The sequence below is a fragment of the Arthrobacter sp. NPDC058288 genome, from assembly GCF_042880995.1.
Classification (GTDB): domain Bacteria; phylum Actinomycetota; class Actinomycetes; order Actinomycetales; family Micrococcaceae; genus Arthrobacter.
In genome coordinates this window covers 1,116,678-1,130,475 of the sequence record NZ_JBHVYH010000001.1, presented here as the reverse complement: position 1 = coordinate 1,130,475, position 13,798 = coordinate 1,116,678, and the positions used below count along the sequence as shown (strand labels likewise).

General features: G+C 66.6%; 13 protein-coding genes. 3 read left to right on the top strand and 10 right to left on the bottom strand.

Going from position 1 to position 13,798, the window contains the following annotated elements; genetic code table 11:
• The first annotated feature begins 1 nt into the window (after position 1).
• Complete coding sequence (locus ACFVWT_RS05400) at positions 2 to 787, top strand: spermidine synthase (RefSeq protein ID WP_390245914.1); 786 nt, start codon at positions 2 to 4, stop codon at positions 785 to 787.
• Position 788: 1 nt separating this feature from the next.
• Here ACFVWT_RS05400 and rsmD read toward each other — a convergent pair whose 3' ends face one another.
• From rsmD to ACFVWT_RS05380, 4 genes are read right to left on the bottom strand one after another with little or no spacing between them, the layout of a single operon-like run.
• On the bottom strand, positions 789 to 1,367 hold the full coding sequence (gene rsmD, locus ACFVWT_RS05395) for a 16S rRNA (guanine(966)-N(2))-methyltransferase RsmD (RefSeq protein WP_011692350.1): 579 nt from the start codon (positions 1,365 to 1,367) through the stop codon (positions 789 to 791).
• Positions 1,368 to 1,406: 39 nt separating this feature from the next.
• Entirely contained in the window at positions 1,407 to 3,620 is a 2,214-nt protein-coding gene (locus ACFVWT_RS05390) for an ATP-dependent DNA helicase RecG (RefSeq protein ID WP_390245912.1), read from the bottom strand.
• Positions 3,610 to 4,611 (bottom strand): DAK2 domain-containing protein, encoded by a 1,002-nt coding sequence (locus ACFVWT_RS05385; RefSeq protein ID WP_390247080.1) that lies wholly within the window; start codon positions 4,609 to 4,611, stop codon positions 3,610 to 3,612. Before ACFVWT_RS05385 ends, ACFVWT_RS05390 begins: the two co-directional genes overlap by 11 nt.
• 22 nt (positions 4,612 to 4,633) lie before the next feature.
• A complete protein-coding gene (locus tag ACFVWT_RS05380; RefSeq protein WP_390245910.1) occupies positions 4,634 to 5,659 on the bottom strand; it encodes a thiamine-phosphate kinase in 1,026 nt (341 codons plus the stop codon).
• A 147-nt stretch (positions 5,660 to 5,806) separates the two neighbouring features.
• Between ACFVWT_RS05380 and ACFVWT_RS05375 the strand changes: the two genes are divergently transcribed.
• A complete protein-coding gene (locus ACFVWT_RS05375) occupies positions 5,807 to 6,310 on the top strand; it encodes a DUF3515 domain-containing protein (protein WP_390245908.1) in 504 nt (167 codons plus the stop codon).
• 73 nt (positions 6,311 to 6,383) lie between these two features.
• Here ACFVWT_RS05375 and ACFVWT_RS05370 read toward each other — a convergent pair whose 3' ends face one another.
• From ACFVWT_RS05370 to leuC, 6 genes are all read right to left on the bottom strand, one after another.
• Positions 6,384 to 7,532: a D-alanine--D-alanine ligase family protein gene (locus tag ACFVWT_RS05370; protein WP_390245906.1), complete on the bottom strand. Its 1,149-nt coding sequence runs from the start codon at positions 7,530 to 7,532 to the stop codon at positions 6,384 to 6,386.
• A 2-nt stretch (positions 7,533 to 7,534) separates the two neighbouring features.
• Positions 7,535 to 8,587 carry an NAD(P)H-dependent glycerol-3-phosphate dehydrogenase gene (locus tag ACFVWT_RS05365; protein WP_390245904.1) on the bottom strand — a complete coding sequence of 351 codons (1,053 nt, stop codon included), beginning with the start codon at positions 8,585 to 8,587 and terminating at the stop codon, positions 7,535 to 7,537.
• A complete protein-coding gene (locus tag ACFVWT_RS05360; RefSeq protein WP_390245902.1) occupies positions 8,584 to 9,330 on the bottom strand; it encodes a lysophospholipid acyltransferase family protein in 747 nt (248 codons plus the stop codon). The genes ACFVWT_RS05365 and ACFVWT_RS05360 overlap by 4 nt, the downstream gene beginning before the upstream one ends.
• Positions 9,331 to 9,340: 10 nt before the next feature.
• On the bottom strand, positions 9,341 to 10,666 hold the full coding sequence (gene murA, locus ACFVWT_RS05355) for a UDP-N-acetylglucosamine 1-carboxyvinyltransferase (RefSeq protein WP_390245900.1): 1,326 nt from the start codon (positions 10,664 to 10,666) through the stop codon (positions 9,341 to 9,343).
• A gap of 176 nt (positions 10,667 to 10,842) precedes the next feature.
• Positions 10,843 to 11,445 (bottom strand): 3-isopropylmalate dehydratase small subunit, encoded by a 603-nt coding sequence (leuD, locus tag ACFVWT_RS05350; protein WP_209743865.1) that lies wholly within the window; start codon positions 11,443 to 11,445, stop codon positions 10,843 to 10,845.
• 54 nt (positions 11,446 to 11,499) lie between these two features.
• Positions 11,500 to 12,954: a 3-isopropylmalate dehydratase large subunit gene (gene leuC / locus ACFVWT_RS05345; RefSeq protein ID WP_390245898.1), complete on the bottom strand. Its 1,455-nt coding sequence runs from the start codon at positions 12,952 to 12,954 to the stop codon at positions 11,500 to 11,502.
• Between the two features lie 112 nt (positions 12,955 to 13,066).
• On the opposite strand from leuC, the gene ACFVWT_RS05340 reads away from it, so the two are divergent.
• Positions 13,067 to 13,786 (top strand): IclR family transcriptional regulator, encoded by a 720-nt coding sequence (locus tag ACFVWT_RS05340; protein WP_011692361.1) that lies wholly within the window; start codon positions 13,067 to 13,069, stop codon positions 13,784 to 13,786.
• Positions 13,787 to 13,798 lie beyond the last annotated feature (12 nt).

Sequence of the window (13,798 nt, the reverse complement as noted above, 5' to 3'; positions counted from 1 at the left end):
GATGCCCGCCCGGACTCCGGCGGGATCACGTTTCCTCCGGACCACCGGACAGCACGCCACCATCGAACCGGATGCCTTTACCGAGGGGTCCTATGTGCTGAGCATCGGCGGAGCGGAGCAGTCCCACGTGAACCTCGCCGAGCCGGGCGAAATCTTCTACGAGTACCTCCGCCGGATCGGGCACGTCGTGGATCTGGCGGCGCCTGCCGGCGAACCGGTCAACGCGCTGCACCTTGGAGCCGGGGCGCTGACGCTGGCCCGCTACATCCAGGCGACCCGCCCGGGGTCCCTGCAGTACGCCGTCGAGCTCGAACGCGAGCTGCTGGACTTCGTCCTGCAGCAGTTGCCCATGCCGGACGGAACGGTGCTGCACACGTTGATCGGCGACGCACGGGACGCGCTGGCGGAGCTGCCGGCTGAACTGCGTTTCGACGTCGTGATCCTGGACATTTTCTCCGGGCCAGAGGCTCCGGAGCACATTGCCTGTGCCGGTTTCTATGAGGAGGCTGCGGCCAGGCTGACGCCCCGCGGGGTGCTGATCGTCAACGTGGGCGATGAACCGGGGCTGACCCTGGTACGGAGCCAGGTGGCAGCCATGCGGCAGGTCATGGGCGGTGTAGCCGCTTTCGCCGAGTCCGCGATGTTTGCCGGGCGGCATCCCGGCAACATCGTCCTTACCGGCACAACGGGTCCGTGGCCTGAGGAATGGACCAGGGAACTGACCGCACGCGGCCCGCACCCCGCCACGGTGCTGGCCGGCGTGGACCTCGACGCAATCTCAGACTAAGTCAGCTGCCGCCGCCCACGGGTTCGGCAAACCAGAGCTTGGTCTCGCCGTATTTCTTCTCGGCGAACCGCTCCAGCGACGCAGGCCATGACGGCTCCGGGCTGCGGGACGAGCGCTCCACCACCACGACGGCAGACTCTGCCAGGTACGGCGACAGCTCCTCCAGGACCGCGCCCATGGCGGGCTCGTCCAGCGGATACGGCGGGTCCAGGAACACGAGGTCCCACAGCGTGCCCGGCACGGTCCTTTCCAGGAAGGACTCCACCCGGGAGCGGTGGACAGACACCGCCTTGTGACCAACGGCCCCGTTGACCAGGTCCGCATTGCGCTGGCAGACCTCACTGGCCTTGCCGTCGAACTCCACGAGGTCCACAGTCTCCGCCCCGCGGCTGGCACTTTCCACGCCCAGCGCGCCGGAGCCCGCATAAAGATCCAGGACGCGGGCACCCGCCACCACATTGAAGGCCTCCAGACGCGAAAAGAGTGCTTCCTTGACGCGGTCGGTGGTGGGGCGGGTCATGGACCCGGGCACGCTGACCAGCGGCATTCCCCCGCCGGCACCGGCGATGATGCGGCTCACGCCGGATCCGCCCCGTCATGTCCAGCCACACGCCATGTCCTAGCCACGCTCAAGGAAGGCCTCCTTTTCCGGGTTCAAATACTCATCGATTGCCTCCGCGAGTGCGGAATGGTGCGTCAGGCCGGGATCCGCGGCCACGATGTGTTGCGCGTCCCGGCGTGCCTTTGCAATGACTGCCTCATGCTCCAGCACGCGCAGCAGCTTGAGCGTGGAGCGTCCGCCGGACTGCGAGGCGCCGAGGATGTCGCCTTCGCGGCGCAGCTTCAGGTCCTCCTGCGACAGCTCGAAGCCGTCCGTCGTGGCCGCCACGGCGTCCAGCCGGCGGCGGCTGGGATGCCCGGGCTCAAGCGTCGTCACCAGGAGGCAGGTGCCGGGCAAGCCGCCCCGGCCCACCCGCCCGCGTAGCTGGTGCAACTGGGAGATGCCGAACCTGTCAGCGTCCAGGATCACCATCAGTGTGGCGTTGTGGACGTCAACACCCACCTCGATCACGGTGGTGGACACCAGCAACTTGGTTTCATTCGCTGTGAAGGACGCCATCGTTGCGGACTTCAGGACAGGGTCCTGCCTGCCATGCAGCGGCGCCAGCGAAACGCCGGCCAGCGCGGGTTCGTCCTGGAGGTGTTCGACGACGGCGGTGACGGACGCGAGCTCCCGGGCCGGGCCGTCACCTTCCAGGTCGGCCGCCGAAGGCTCCGCTTCCCCGGGGCTGAAGTCGCCGTCGTCGTCTTCTCCGATCTTGGGGCACACCACGTAAACCTGGTGGCCGGCGTCGATCTCCTCCCGGGACCGGGACCAGATACGTCCGGCCCAGCCGGGGTTTTCGGCGAGGCCGACGACGTGCGTGGAAATGGGGGCGCGGCCCGCGGGGAGTTCGTCCAGCACGGAGGTTTCGAGATCGCCGAACACGGTCATGGCCACGGTCCTCGGAATGGGCGTGGCAGTCATCACGAGCAGGTGGGGAGGCTTGCTGGCCTTGGCACGCAGGGCGTCGCGCTGCTCCACCCCGAAACGGTGCTGTTCATCCACCACGATCAGGCCGAGGTCGTAGAACGAGACATTGTCGCTCAACAGGGCGTGCGTCCCGATCACGATCCCCGCAGTCCCTGACGCCGCGTCCAGCATGGCCTGTCTGCGCGCAGCAGTGGGCATGGATCCGGTCAGCAGCGTGACCTGTACTGCGTCCGGGCCCGTTCCTCCCAGCAGGCCGTCCCGGGACAGCGGACCCAGGGTCCTGCGGATGGATTCGAAGTGCTGCGCGGCCAGGACTTCGGTAGGCGCCAGCAGGGCGGCCTGTCCCCCGGCGTCAACCACCTGGAGCATTGCGCGCAGGGCGACGATGGTCTTGCCTGACCCCACCTCGCCCTGGAGGAGACGGTTCATGGGGCTGTCCTGTGAGAGCTCTTCCGCGAGTGTTTTCCCGACGGCGGATTGGCCGGCGGTGAGCGTAAAGGGCAGCTGGCGGTCGAACGCGGTCAGGATTCCGTTGGGAACCGGCCGGCGCGCCGTGGCCTCCTCGGCGGCGAGCTGGGCGCGGCGGCGCGCGAGGGCGGCCTGCAGGACCAGTGCCTCCTGGTACCTGAAGCGGTCCCTGGCCCGCTGCCAGTCGCCGGGCACCTCCGGAGTGTGGATCAGCCGGTATGCCTCCGAAGACGGCAGGAACTTTTCCCGTGACGAGACTTCCGCCGGCAGGGGGTCGTCCAGGAGGTCCAGGTCAACCGTGTCCAGAAGGGTTGAGATGACTTTCTGGATGGACCAGCTGGTGAGTCTGGCTGTTGCCGGATAGATCGGGATGGGCCTGGCGGCGAGCTTCTCGGGATCCATGCCCGGAGTGTCAGGGTCTTCATCGAGCAGCTGGAAGTCAGGGTTCGTGAGGCTCAGGCTGCCGGCGTACCGGGTCACTTTGCCCGAGAACAATGCCCGCCGGCCCGGGAGCAGCTCCGCTTTGGCGCGGTAACCGTTGAAGAAGCTCACCTTCAGGGTGCCTGCGTCGTCCGTAATCACGACGTCGGTCAGCGTGCCGCGGCGCGCCCGCATGGCCCTGGTGCTGCTGGACACGACCCGGGCGATCAAGGTGACCTCTTCATCCAGCGGAACCTCGCTGATGGGGGTCAACTCACCCCGGCTAAGGTACCGGCGCGGAAAATAGTTGAGCAGGCCGCCGACGGTGGTGATGCCCAGGTGCTTCTCGATGACGGCGGCGGACCGTTTGCCAATGCGGCGTTCCAGGCCCAGTTCCAGCTCAGTGTTCATGTCCGGCCGGGTCCCGCGGCAGGGCGAGCTGGCTGACTGAAATGTCCGTGGGTTCGCCGAGGGAGCCGATGAGCGCCACAGCCGGTTCCGGGGCCGGCACGTGGACGTGGACGCGCCAGCGGTACTTTCCATCGGCGTCGATTGTGCCGCCAACCTGGCTCATGATCACCGACTCACCCATTTCGTCCAGCCGTTGCCGCAGGGTGGCCGCATCCAGGGGCGAAAGGCTGATGGTGCACATGACTTCCACGCCGTCGTCGTCGGGCATGTCTGTATGGATGTGGGGGTCCTGGACGTTGTAGCCGTGCAGGCCGTCCAGCATGTCGCCCTGCAGTTCTTCGCCGAGCACAGCGGAACGCAGGCAGTCAAGGATCAGGAGCATCCCCACCCCGCCGGCGTCCACGACATGGGCCTCGTGCAGGGCTGCCAACTGGTCCTCGGTGCGGACCACCGCTTCGAGGGCCGCCTCCACGGCGGCATCCAGGGCGAGCCCCAGGACGTGATTGCTGTCGTCGCCGTTCTGCTCGGCGTCCACTTCGGCGGCCGCACGCGCAGCCGCCTCCATGACGGAGAGCATGGTCCCCGGAACGGGATCGCTCAAAGCCGACCATGCCCTGATCTGGGCGCGGTTGAGCGCGGCCGCGAGCAGCGGGGAGCTCAGACGGGTATGACCGGCCAACGGCTCCGCAGCGGCGCACAGGAAAACCGCGAACAATGTGCCGGAGTTGCCGCGCGCCTGCTCCATCGCAGCCTGGCCCGCGCTTGCGAGTATGGCTCCGACGTCCTGCTGGCCGGCGATTCCCGCGGACCGCGCTGCAAATGCGGGGTCGGGTGACATTGCGGGGCTGTGAAGCGCCTGTGAAGCCGCACGGACCGTCAGATAGAGGTTGGTTCCGGTGTCGCCGTCCGCCACAGGGAAGATGTTGATGGCGTTGAGGCGGTCGCTGTGGTTTCCGAGGACTGTTTCGGCGTTGCCCAACCACCGCTTCATCGCTTGCGCGTTGGCGGCAATCTTAGTCTGCAAAGTGATCCCATCCCACAGTCTCCGCGGGCCTGCCCGCTATCGTCACGCCCGTGCTTTCCATTGGTGCAAGAGCTTCTACTGAGCCTATCGCAGCGAAACCCGGAGGCAGCTGAACGTCCCCGGGGAATGTGGCAAGAAGTCCATGATCTTCCCCGCCGCCGAGCACCCAGCGCATGGGGTCCCCGTCCACCGCATCCGCGACGGCGGCCAAAGGCTCTGCGAGTTGCTTCAGGGCGGCCGGATCAAGGTCCAGGAGCACGGCGCTGGCCGCGGCCAGGCGGTTGCCGTCGCGGACCAGTCCGTCTGAAATATCCATCATGGCCGTGGCGCCTGCGGAGAGTGCGGACGGCCCCGCATCCAGCGGCGGCAGCGGCCGGCATTGCCTATCCATAATCGTCCGTAGCTCCGGCGTTAACCGTTCAACATCGAGCCCCGACTCCAGCAGGGCAAGGCCCGCGGCCGCGAGCCCCAGTGTTCCAGCCAGGGCGACGGTGTCCCCCGGCCGGGCTCCCGAGCGCAACACCGGCGCCCGACCGTCCAGGGTGCCCAGGATTGCCACGGTCACGGCCAGTTCCCGGCCCCGGCCCAGGTCCCCGCCGGCCACGGAACACCCGGCGGCACCAAGGCCGCTGATGGCCTGGGACAGCCCGTCCGCGAAATCCTCAACCCAGGAAACCGGCGTCTGCGGCGGGAGGGTCAGGCTCACCACCATGGACACGGACCGCGCACCCATGGCGTTGATGTCGCTGAGGTTTTGCGCCGCGGCCTTCCAGCCGACGTCGAACCCGGTGGTCCGGTATCCGTTGGGCCACACCAGCCGGAAATCCTGGTCCTGGACCTGCGTGTCAATGCTGACCACCGTCCGGCCGTCCGGGGCCGCCACAATGGCGGCGTCGTCCCCGGGTCCCAGCAGGAGCGCCGTGCCCTCGGCAGGCCCTTTGTTCAGGCGCGGAAAGATCCTGGCGAGGAGCTCGGATTCGGAAAGTCCGTCAACGGTGAGGTGAGATTCAGGCACACCACTACGCTACAGTCAGGGACCGACATCCGTTCGCGCGCTCCTGTCCGCAAGCCCCCATGCGGCCGCTCCCGGTCAGCGTGACGGGCGGGGCACAGCCAACGGACGGGGTCCGGCAAGCCGCCCGGGCCGGGATAGGCTTAAACAATGCACCAGCTCCGCACCCCGGTTTCCGCCCGTTCGCTTCGCCTGCCGGCAACGGCCGCCGCAGTGGTGCTGGCCCTCAGCGCATGCGCACCGGTGGTGGACGTGGCGCCGGCCAAGGATGCCGCCAACCCGGCCTGTGCACCCATGATGGTGGCCCTTCCGGACACCATGGGTGACGCGGGCCTGCGGAAGACCAACAGCCAGGCCACCGCCGCCTGGGGCGACCCGTCCAAGGTGATCCTCCGCTGCGGAGTCAACGTTCCGGGCCCCACCACAGACCGTTGCGTCAGTGTCAACGGCATCGACTGGGTGATTAAGGAAGGCGACCCCGTCTGGACGCTGACCACCTTCGGCCGGGAACCGGCCACGGAGATCCTCATGGACCCGGATCAGATCAGTTCCGCGACCGTGCTGGCCGAGTTGTCCGCCGCGGCCGGGAAGATCAAGGCCACTAGGAACTGCGTGGGCCAGGAAGAGCTGCAGAACCTGCCCACCGGGAAATAGCGGGGCCAGGCTCTGGCCCACGCCGGCAGGGTTCCCCGGCCGCCGCGGAGCCGGGCCAGGGTGCTGGCGGGGATTAGCGCAGCCCGGTCTTACGGTTCAGGGCCAGGTAGATCAGTTCGTCGATGAGTTCGGCGTAGCCCAGCCCGGAGGCAGCCCACATCTGCGGGTACATGCTTTTCGGCGTGAAGCCCGGCATGGTGTTGATCTCGTTGATGATCAGCTCACCGTCGGGAGTATAGAAGAAGTCCACCCGGCTCAGCCCCTCGGCCCCTACGGCGTCGAAGGCAGCGGCCGCCAGCTCACGGACCCTGGCGATCGCCTCGTCAGGGAGGTCGGCCGGGCAGCTCAGCGAGGCGGCGTCGTCCTCCACGTATTTTGCATTGAAGTCATAGAACTCGTGCTCCCCCGGTGCGACGGCGATCTCTCCCGGCATGGAAGTCCGCGGCGGTTCCGTGCCGCGCCCTTCAAGGACGGCGCATTCAATCTCGCGCCCCGTGATGCCGGCCTCAATCACCAGCTTGAGGTCATGCTCGCGGGCTGCCGCGATGGCCGCGTCCAGGCCCTCCAGGGAGTCCACCTTGGAGATGCCCATGGAAGATCCTGCCCGGGCGGGCTTCACGAATACCGGGTAACCCAGCAGGTCAACGCGTTTGCGGACGGATTCCGGGTCAGTGAGCCACTGCCGGTCCGTTACTGCGATGTACGGGCCCACCTGCAGGCCTGCGGACTCGAACACCACCTTCATGTAATGCTTGTCCATCCCGACAGCCGATGCGAGGACTCCGGCGCCCACGTAGCGGGTGTCCGAAAGTTCCAGCAGTCCCTGGATGGTGCCGTCCTCACCGAACGGGCCGTGAAGCAGCGGGAAGACGACGTCCACGGCACCGAGTTCCTGGGGAACTTCGTTGGGCGACGCCACGATCAGCTGGTGTTCTCCACCGATTTCGGCGAGGGTGACCGTGCGGGCAGAGGGCGACACCTCGGGAAGCGAGGAAGCCGAGAGGGACCATTGCCGGGTGTCCCCTGGAGCAAGGACCCACTGTCCGGTCTTTGCGATGCCGATGGGGATGACATCGTACTTGTCGTAGTCGATGGCCCCGAGAACGCCGGCGGCAGTCACGCAGCTGACGGCGTGCTCACTGGAGCGGCCACCAAACAGAACGGCGACGCGGGGTTTGGCGCGGCCGGGTCCGGTGGGCTTGTTCAATTGTTCTTCCGACACAGTCAGTAATCGCCTTCGGATTTCAGGTCCCGGGCCAGCAGCAGCGGTCCCAGTTCGTCAACGGACAATTTTCCGGCCAGCACGGCCACCACTGCTGCGGTGATGGGCATCTCAACGCCGAGCTTTCCGGCAAGTTCATGCACGGCCTGGCCGGACTTGATCCCCTCGGCCGTTTGGGTCATTTCCGCGGTCACCTGGTCCAGCGTCAGGCCTTTGCCCAGCAGGCGGCCCGCGGTGTGGTTCCGGGACAACGGCGAGGAGCAGGTGGCCACGAGGTCGCCGAGGCCAGCCAGGCCGGCCATGGTCTGTGCCTCTCCCCCAAGGGCAAGGGCAAGCCTGGACGTCTCCGCAAGGCCCCTGGTAATGACGGATGCCTTGGTGTTATCGCCCATCTTCTTGCCCTCGCAGATGCCCACGGCAAGGGCGATGACGTTCTTCACGATGCCGCCGATTTCAACCCCGACGACGTCCGTGGTGGTGTACGGGCGGAAATACGGTGCGGTGCAACTGCGGGCGATCCATGAGGCCACCTCTGCGTCCGCGCAGGCCACCACCGAGGCGGTGGGTTCCTCGCGGGCGATTTCCATGGCCAGGTTCGGTCCGGACACCACGGCGATCCGGTCCGGCTTGATGCCCAGTTCCTCGCTGATGACCTCGCTCATGCGGGCGTCGGAGCTGAGCTCCAGGCCCTTCATCAGGGAAACCACAAAAGCATCGGGCGATATCAGGTGCCGCCACCCGCGCAGCTGCAGCCGCAGCGATTGGGCCGGCACCGCCAGAACCACGAGGTCCGCCCCGGAAATCACCTCCGCCACGTCAGTAGAGGCGGTGATGCTGTGCGGGAGGTCGATGTCCTTGAGGTACTGCGGGTTCCGGTGCAGGGTGTTAATCTGCTCAACAACCTCGCCGCGGCGTCCCCAGAGCCGGATGCTGCGCTCAACACCTGAAGCCGCGGCGGCATCGGCGAGGATCTTGGCAAAGGTGGTGCCCCAGGAACCGGCTCCGAGGACCGCGACCGACAGTGCAGAGCCGGCCGAAGCCTGGTCCGGGGTCATTTGCCGCTCCCCTCGATGTTGCGTCCGTGCTTGGTCTGGTTGTGGGCGGCAGGATCCCACCGCTCAGCGGGAGGCTGTTCCGCCCGCAGGGTAGCGAGGAGGCCGGTAATGGCGTCCATGATGACTGCCGTGGCGGCCGTCAGCGTGGCCTTGTCCAGCGGACGGCCCTCGAACGCACTGAGGTCCACGGGGTCGCCCACGATGACGCGGGAGGTACGCCGGGGGAACAGATGGAACCGCTTCGCGTAACGCGGGAAGACCTGGTGGGCTCCCCAGTGCGCCATGGGAACCACCGGAATACCGCTCTCCAGCGCCATCCGGGCCGCACCGGTGTGGCCCTTCATCGGCCACAGTTCCGGGTCGCGCGTCAGTGTGCCCTCGGGGTAGATGATGATGGCGCCGCCTTCCTCCACCACGGCCTTGGCGACCTGCAGCGAACGGTTGGCCCCCGCCGTCGAACGTTCCACCGGGATTTGCTTGGTGGCGCGCAGGACGGCCCCCAGGACCGGCACCTTGAAGAGTCCGCCCTTGGCCAGGAAGTGCGGCATCCGCTTCTGGTTGTACAGCATGTGGCCGATTACCAGGGGGTCGATCTCGGTGCAGTGGTTGGGAGCGGCGATGAAGCCGCCCGCGGGGAGCTTTTCCAGCCCTTCCCACTTCTTGTTCATGAGCAGGTTCATCACGGGCCTGACGATCCCGGCGACGATGACAAAGGTGGTGCGGCTCTTGGCCGTTTCCTTCACTGGGACCCCGTTACTTGGCTGCGGTGATGTCGAAATCGGCGCCCAGGCCGGCGAGCTTCTCGGTGAAGCGCTCATAGCCGCGGTTGATGATGTCGATTCCGGTCACCCGGGACGTGCCGGTGGCGGCCAGCGCGGCGATGAGGTGGCTGAAGCCTCCCCGGAGGTCCGGTACGTCGATATCGGTGCCCTTGAGCTGTGTGGGTCCGGAGATGACGGCGGAGTGCAGGAAGTTCCGTTGGCCGAAGCGGCACGGCACGCTGCCCAGGCACTCCCGGTGCACCTGGATGCTGGCACCCATCCGAATCAGGGCGTCGGTGAAGCCAAACCGGTTCTCGTAGACGGTCTCGTGGACGATCGACACACCCTCGGCCTGGGTCAGGGCCACCACAAGGGGCTGCTGCCAGTCCGTCATGAATCCCGGGTGCACGTCCGTTTCGAGGACAAGCGGGTTCAGCTTGCCGCCGCGGTGGTAAAAGCGGATGCCGTCCTCGCCGATGTCCATGCCGCCGCCCACCTTGCGATAGGTGTTCAGGAACGTCATCATGTCGCGCTGGGAGGCGCCCTCGACAAAAATATCTCCGCGCGTCACAAGTGCCGCTGAGGCCCAGGATGCGGATTCGTTCCGGTCCGAGAGTGCCCGGTGGTTGTAGCCGCCCAGGTCCCTGACGCCCTCGATGCGGATGGTGCGGTCCGTCTGGACGCTGATGATGGCGCCCATCTTCTGAAGCACGGCAATGAGGTCGATGATCTCAGGCTCCGTGGCGGCACCGGAAAGCTCCGTGATGCCCTCCGCCCGGGTGGCGCTGAGCAGGACCTGCTCGGTGGCCCCCACCGACGGGTACGGCAGCGAGATCTTGGCGCCTTGGAGCCCCTTGGGCGCGGAAATGTGGATGCCGCCCGGACGCTTTTCGACGACGGCCCCGAACTGGCGCAGGACGTTCAAGTGGTAATCGATGGGACGGTCGCCGATTTTGCATCCGCCAAGGTCGGGAATGAACGCTTCACCGATGGCATGGATCAACGGACCGCACAGGAGGATCGGGATCCTGGAGTCGCCCGCATGGGCGTCGATTGCGGTGCTGGACGCGGTCTTGGCGCCCTTCGGATCCAGGGTCAAGTCCCCGGTGACAGGGTCCTTCTCCACGGTGACGCCATGAAGCTGGAGCAGGCTGGTGACAACCTCGACGTCCTTGATTTCAGGGACGTTGCGCAGCACGGACGGCTCGTTGCCCAGCAGGGCGGCCACCATGGCCTTGGGGACAAGATTCTTGGCCCCGCGAACGGTGACGCGTCCAGTTAGCGGGACGCCTCCGCGGATTGTCAAAACACTACTCATATACCGGTTTCCTCACGACTACTCGCCCCCAAATCCTTACAAAGGCTCCAGCTAAGCATAGGAGCTAGCGTTACCGATCTGAAATACGGCGCGTTTTTCCGGAGGGCGTAACGGGGCCGGCAAGGGGGCAGCCGCCCTCGGGATCGAGGGCGGCCGCGCCGTCAGCGCTGTTCCGGTCAGGACAGCCGTGCGGGCAGCGTCTTCGGCTTGAAGGCGGGCCTGGTGGCCTCGTAGGCAGTGATGTCTTCTTCGTGCTGGAGGGTCAGTCCGATGTCGTCCAGGCCCTCCAGGAGGCGCCAGCGTGTGTAGTCGTCAATCTCGAACGGCGCCACCACGTTTCCGCACATCACGGTCTTCGAGACGAGGTCCACGGTCACTTCGGTGCCCGGGGCATTCTCCAGTACCTTCCAGATCAGCTCGATATCATCCTGGGCGACTTCGGCAGCGAGGAGGCCCTGCTTGCCGGAGTTGCCGCGAAAGATGTCGGCAAACCTGGAGGACAGGACGGTCTTGAACCCGTAGTCCTTCAAGGCCCACACCGCGTGCTCACGGGAGGACCCGGTGCCGAAGTCCGGTCCGGCCACCAGCACGGAACCGGCGTTGAAGGGCTCCTGGTTCAGGATGAAGGCAGGGTCCTTGCGCCAGGCCGCAAACAGTGCGTCCTCGAAACCTGTGCGGGTAATGCGTTTGAGGTACACGGCCGGGATGATCTGGTCGGTGTCCACGTTGCTCTGGCGCAGCGGTACGCCGATCCCGGTGTGGGTGCTGAACTTTTCCATGGCGGATCCTTTGATGCTGGGTAGGTGTGGGCTGCGCGGGCTAGGCTGCGTTATCTAAGCGGCGCTGCTGCGGACTGCGGCGGACTCCGGAGCGGGGTCCAGGTCCGACGGCGAACTGAGCGTGCCGCGCACCGCCGTGGCTGCCGCCACGACCGGCGAGACGAGGTGGGTGCGGCCGCCCTTGCCCTGCCGACCCTCAAAGTTGCGGTTTGACGTGGAGGCACAACGCTCGCCCACCTCCAGCTGGTCCGGGTTCATGCCCAGGCACATGGAGCAGCCGGCAAAACGCCATTCGGCCCCAAAGTCCTTGAAGACCTTGTCCAGGCCTTCCGCTTCAGCCTCAAGCCGGACGCGTGCCGAGCCCGGGACAACGAGCATCCGGATGTTCGGGTCCTTGGTGCGGCCGCGGATGACGTCCGCAGCGGCCCGCAGGTCTTCCATCCGGGAGTTGGTGCAGGAGCCAAGAAAGACGGTGTCCACCCGGATCTCCTTCATCGGCGTGCCGGCTTCCAGCCCCATGTACTGCAGCGCACGTTCGGCCGCGGCTTTGGCGTTTTCATCGCCGAAGTCCTCCGGCGAAGGCACCTTGGCGGACAGCGAAACGCCCTGGCCGGGGTTCGTGCCCCAGGTGACAAAGGGCTCCAGGGTGTCGGCGTCGAGGTCAACCTCGACGTCGAACGTTGCGTCGTCGTCGGAGCGCAGCGTGTTCCAGTACTCGACGGCGGCATCCCAGTCCGCGCCCTGCGGCGCGTGCGGGCGTCCAAACATGTAGTCGTACGTGGTCTGATCCGGTGCAACCAGGCCTGCGCGGGCGCCGGCTTCGATGGACATGTTGCAGATGGTCATCCGGGCTTCCATGGACAATGCACAGATCGCTGAACCACGGTATTCGAGGACGTAGCCCTGCCCGCCGCCGGTGCCGATCTTCGCGATGACCGCCAGGATGATGTCCTTTGCCGACACTCCGGGACGCAAGGTTCCCTCGACGTTGATTGCCATGGTCTTGAACGGCTTCAGGGACAGCGTCTGGGTGGCCATGACGTGCTCCACCTCGGACGTGCCGATGCCCATGGCCAGCGCGCCGAAGGCACCGTGGGTGGACGTGTGCGAATCCCCGCAGACCACCGTCATGCCCGGCTGGGTGAGGCCCAGCTGGGGACCCACAACGTGGACGATTCCCTGTTCCGCGTCGCCCAGGGAGTGCAGGCGGACGCCGAATTCCTTGCAGTTGTTGCGCAGGGTCTGGATCTGGGTCCTGCTGGTGAGATCAGCGATAGGCTTGTCGATGTCCAGCGTGGGGGTGTTGTGGTCCTCGGTGGCGATGGTGAGGTCCGGGCGGCGCAGCGGGCGGCCGGCCAGCCGGAGCCCCTCAAAGGCCTGCGGCGACGTGACTTCATGCACCAGGTGGAGGTCGATGTAAAGAAGGTCCGGCTGGGCGTTGGCACCTTCGCCGTCGCCTTTGCGCACCACGTGCGCGTCCCAGACTTTCTCGGCCAATGTCTTTGCCATGGCCATCTCCCTTCACTGCTGTTGGCTGTTTACATCCACTGAACCAGCACGCCCGCGTAATACGCCAGCCAAATGATTTGCATCTCAGATATTGAGACGGCAATATCATTACATGGACAATTCTAGTGGCGTCGGAGTCATCGATAAAGCGGCCCATGTGCTCGACGCACTCGAGGCCGGGCCCACCACCCTGGCGCAGCTGGTGGCTGCCACCGGCCTGGCGCGGCCGACTGTACACAGGCTTGCCCTGGCACTCGTCCATCACCGGCTCGTCAGCCGCGACATCCAGGGCCGTTTTGTGCTCGGAAGCCGCCTGGTGGAGCTCGCGTCCGCCGCCGGCGAGGACCGGCTCATCGCCTCCGCAGGCCCCGTCCTGATGCAGCTGCGCGACGCCACCGGCGAAAGCGCCCAGATCTTCCGCCGGCAGGGTGACTGGCGCGTGTGCGTTGCCTCGGCCGAGCGCCCCATCGGGCTCCGCGACACCATCCCGGTGGGTACGCAGCTTTCCATGAAGGCCGGCTCCGCCGCCCAGGTGCTGCTGGCCTGGGAGGACCACGACCGGCTGCTCGAAGGGCTGCAGGCAGCGCGTTTCACGCCCACCGTCCTGGCAGGAGTACGACGGCGGGGCTGGGGCCAGAGCCTCGGCGAACGCGAGCCGGGGGTCGCATCCGTGTCGGCGCCTGTCCGCGGTCCGTCCGGACGCGTGATTGCCGCCGTGTCCATTTCCGGCCCGATCGAGCGCCTGACCCGCCAGCCGGGCCGGTTGCACGCAGAAGTCGTGTGCAACGCCGCACGGGTGCTGACCGAGGCGCTCCGCAAGAACAACGACTGACTCCGCGTGGCG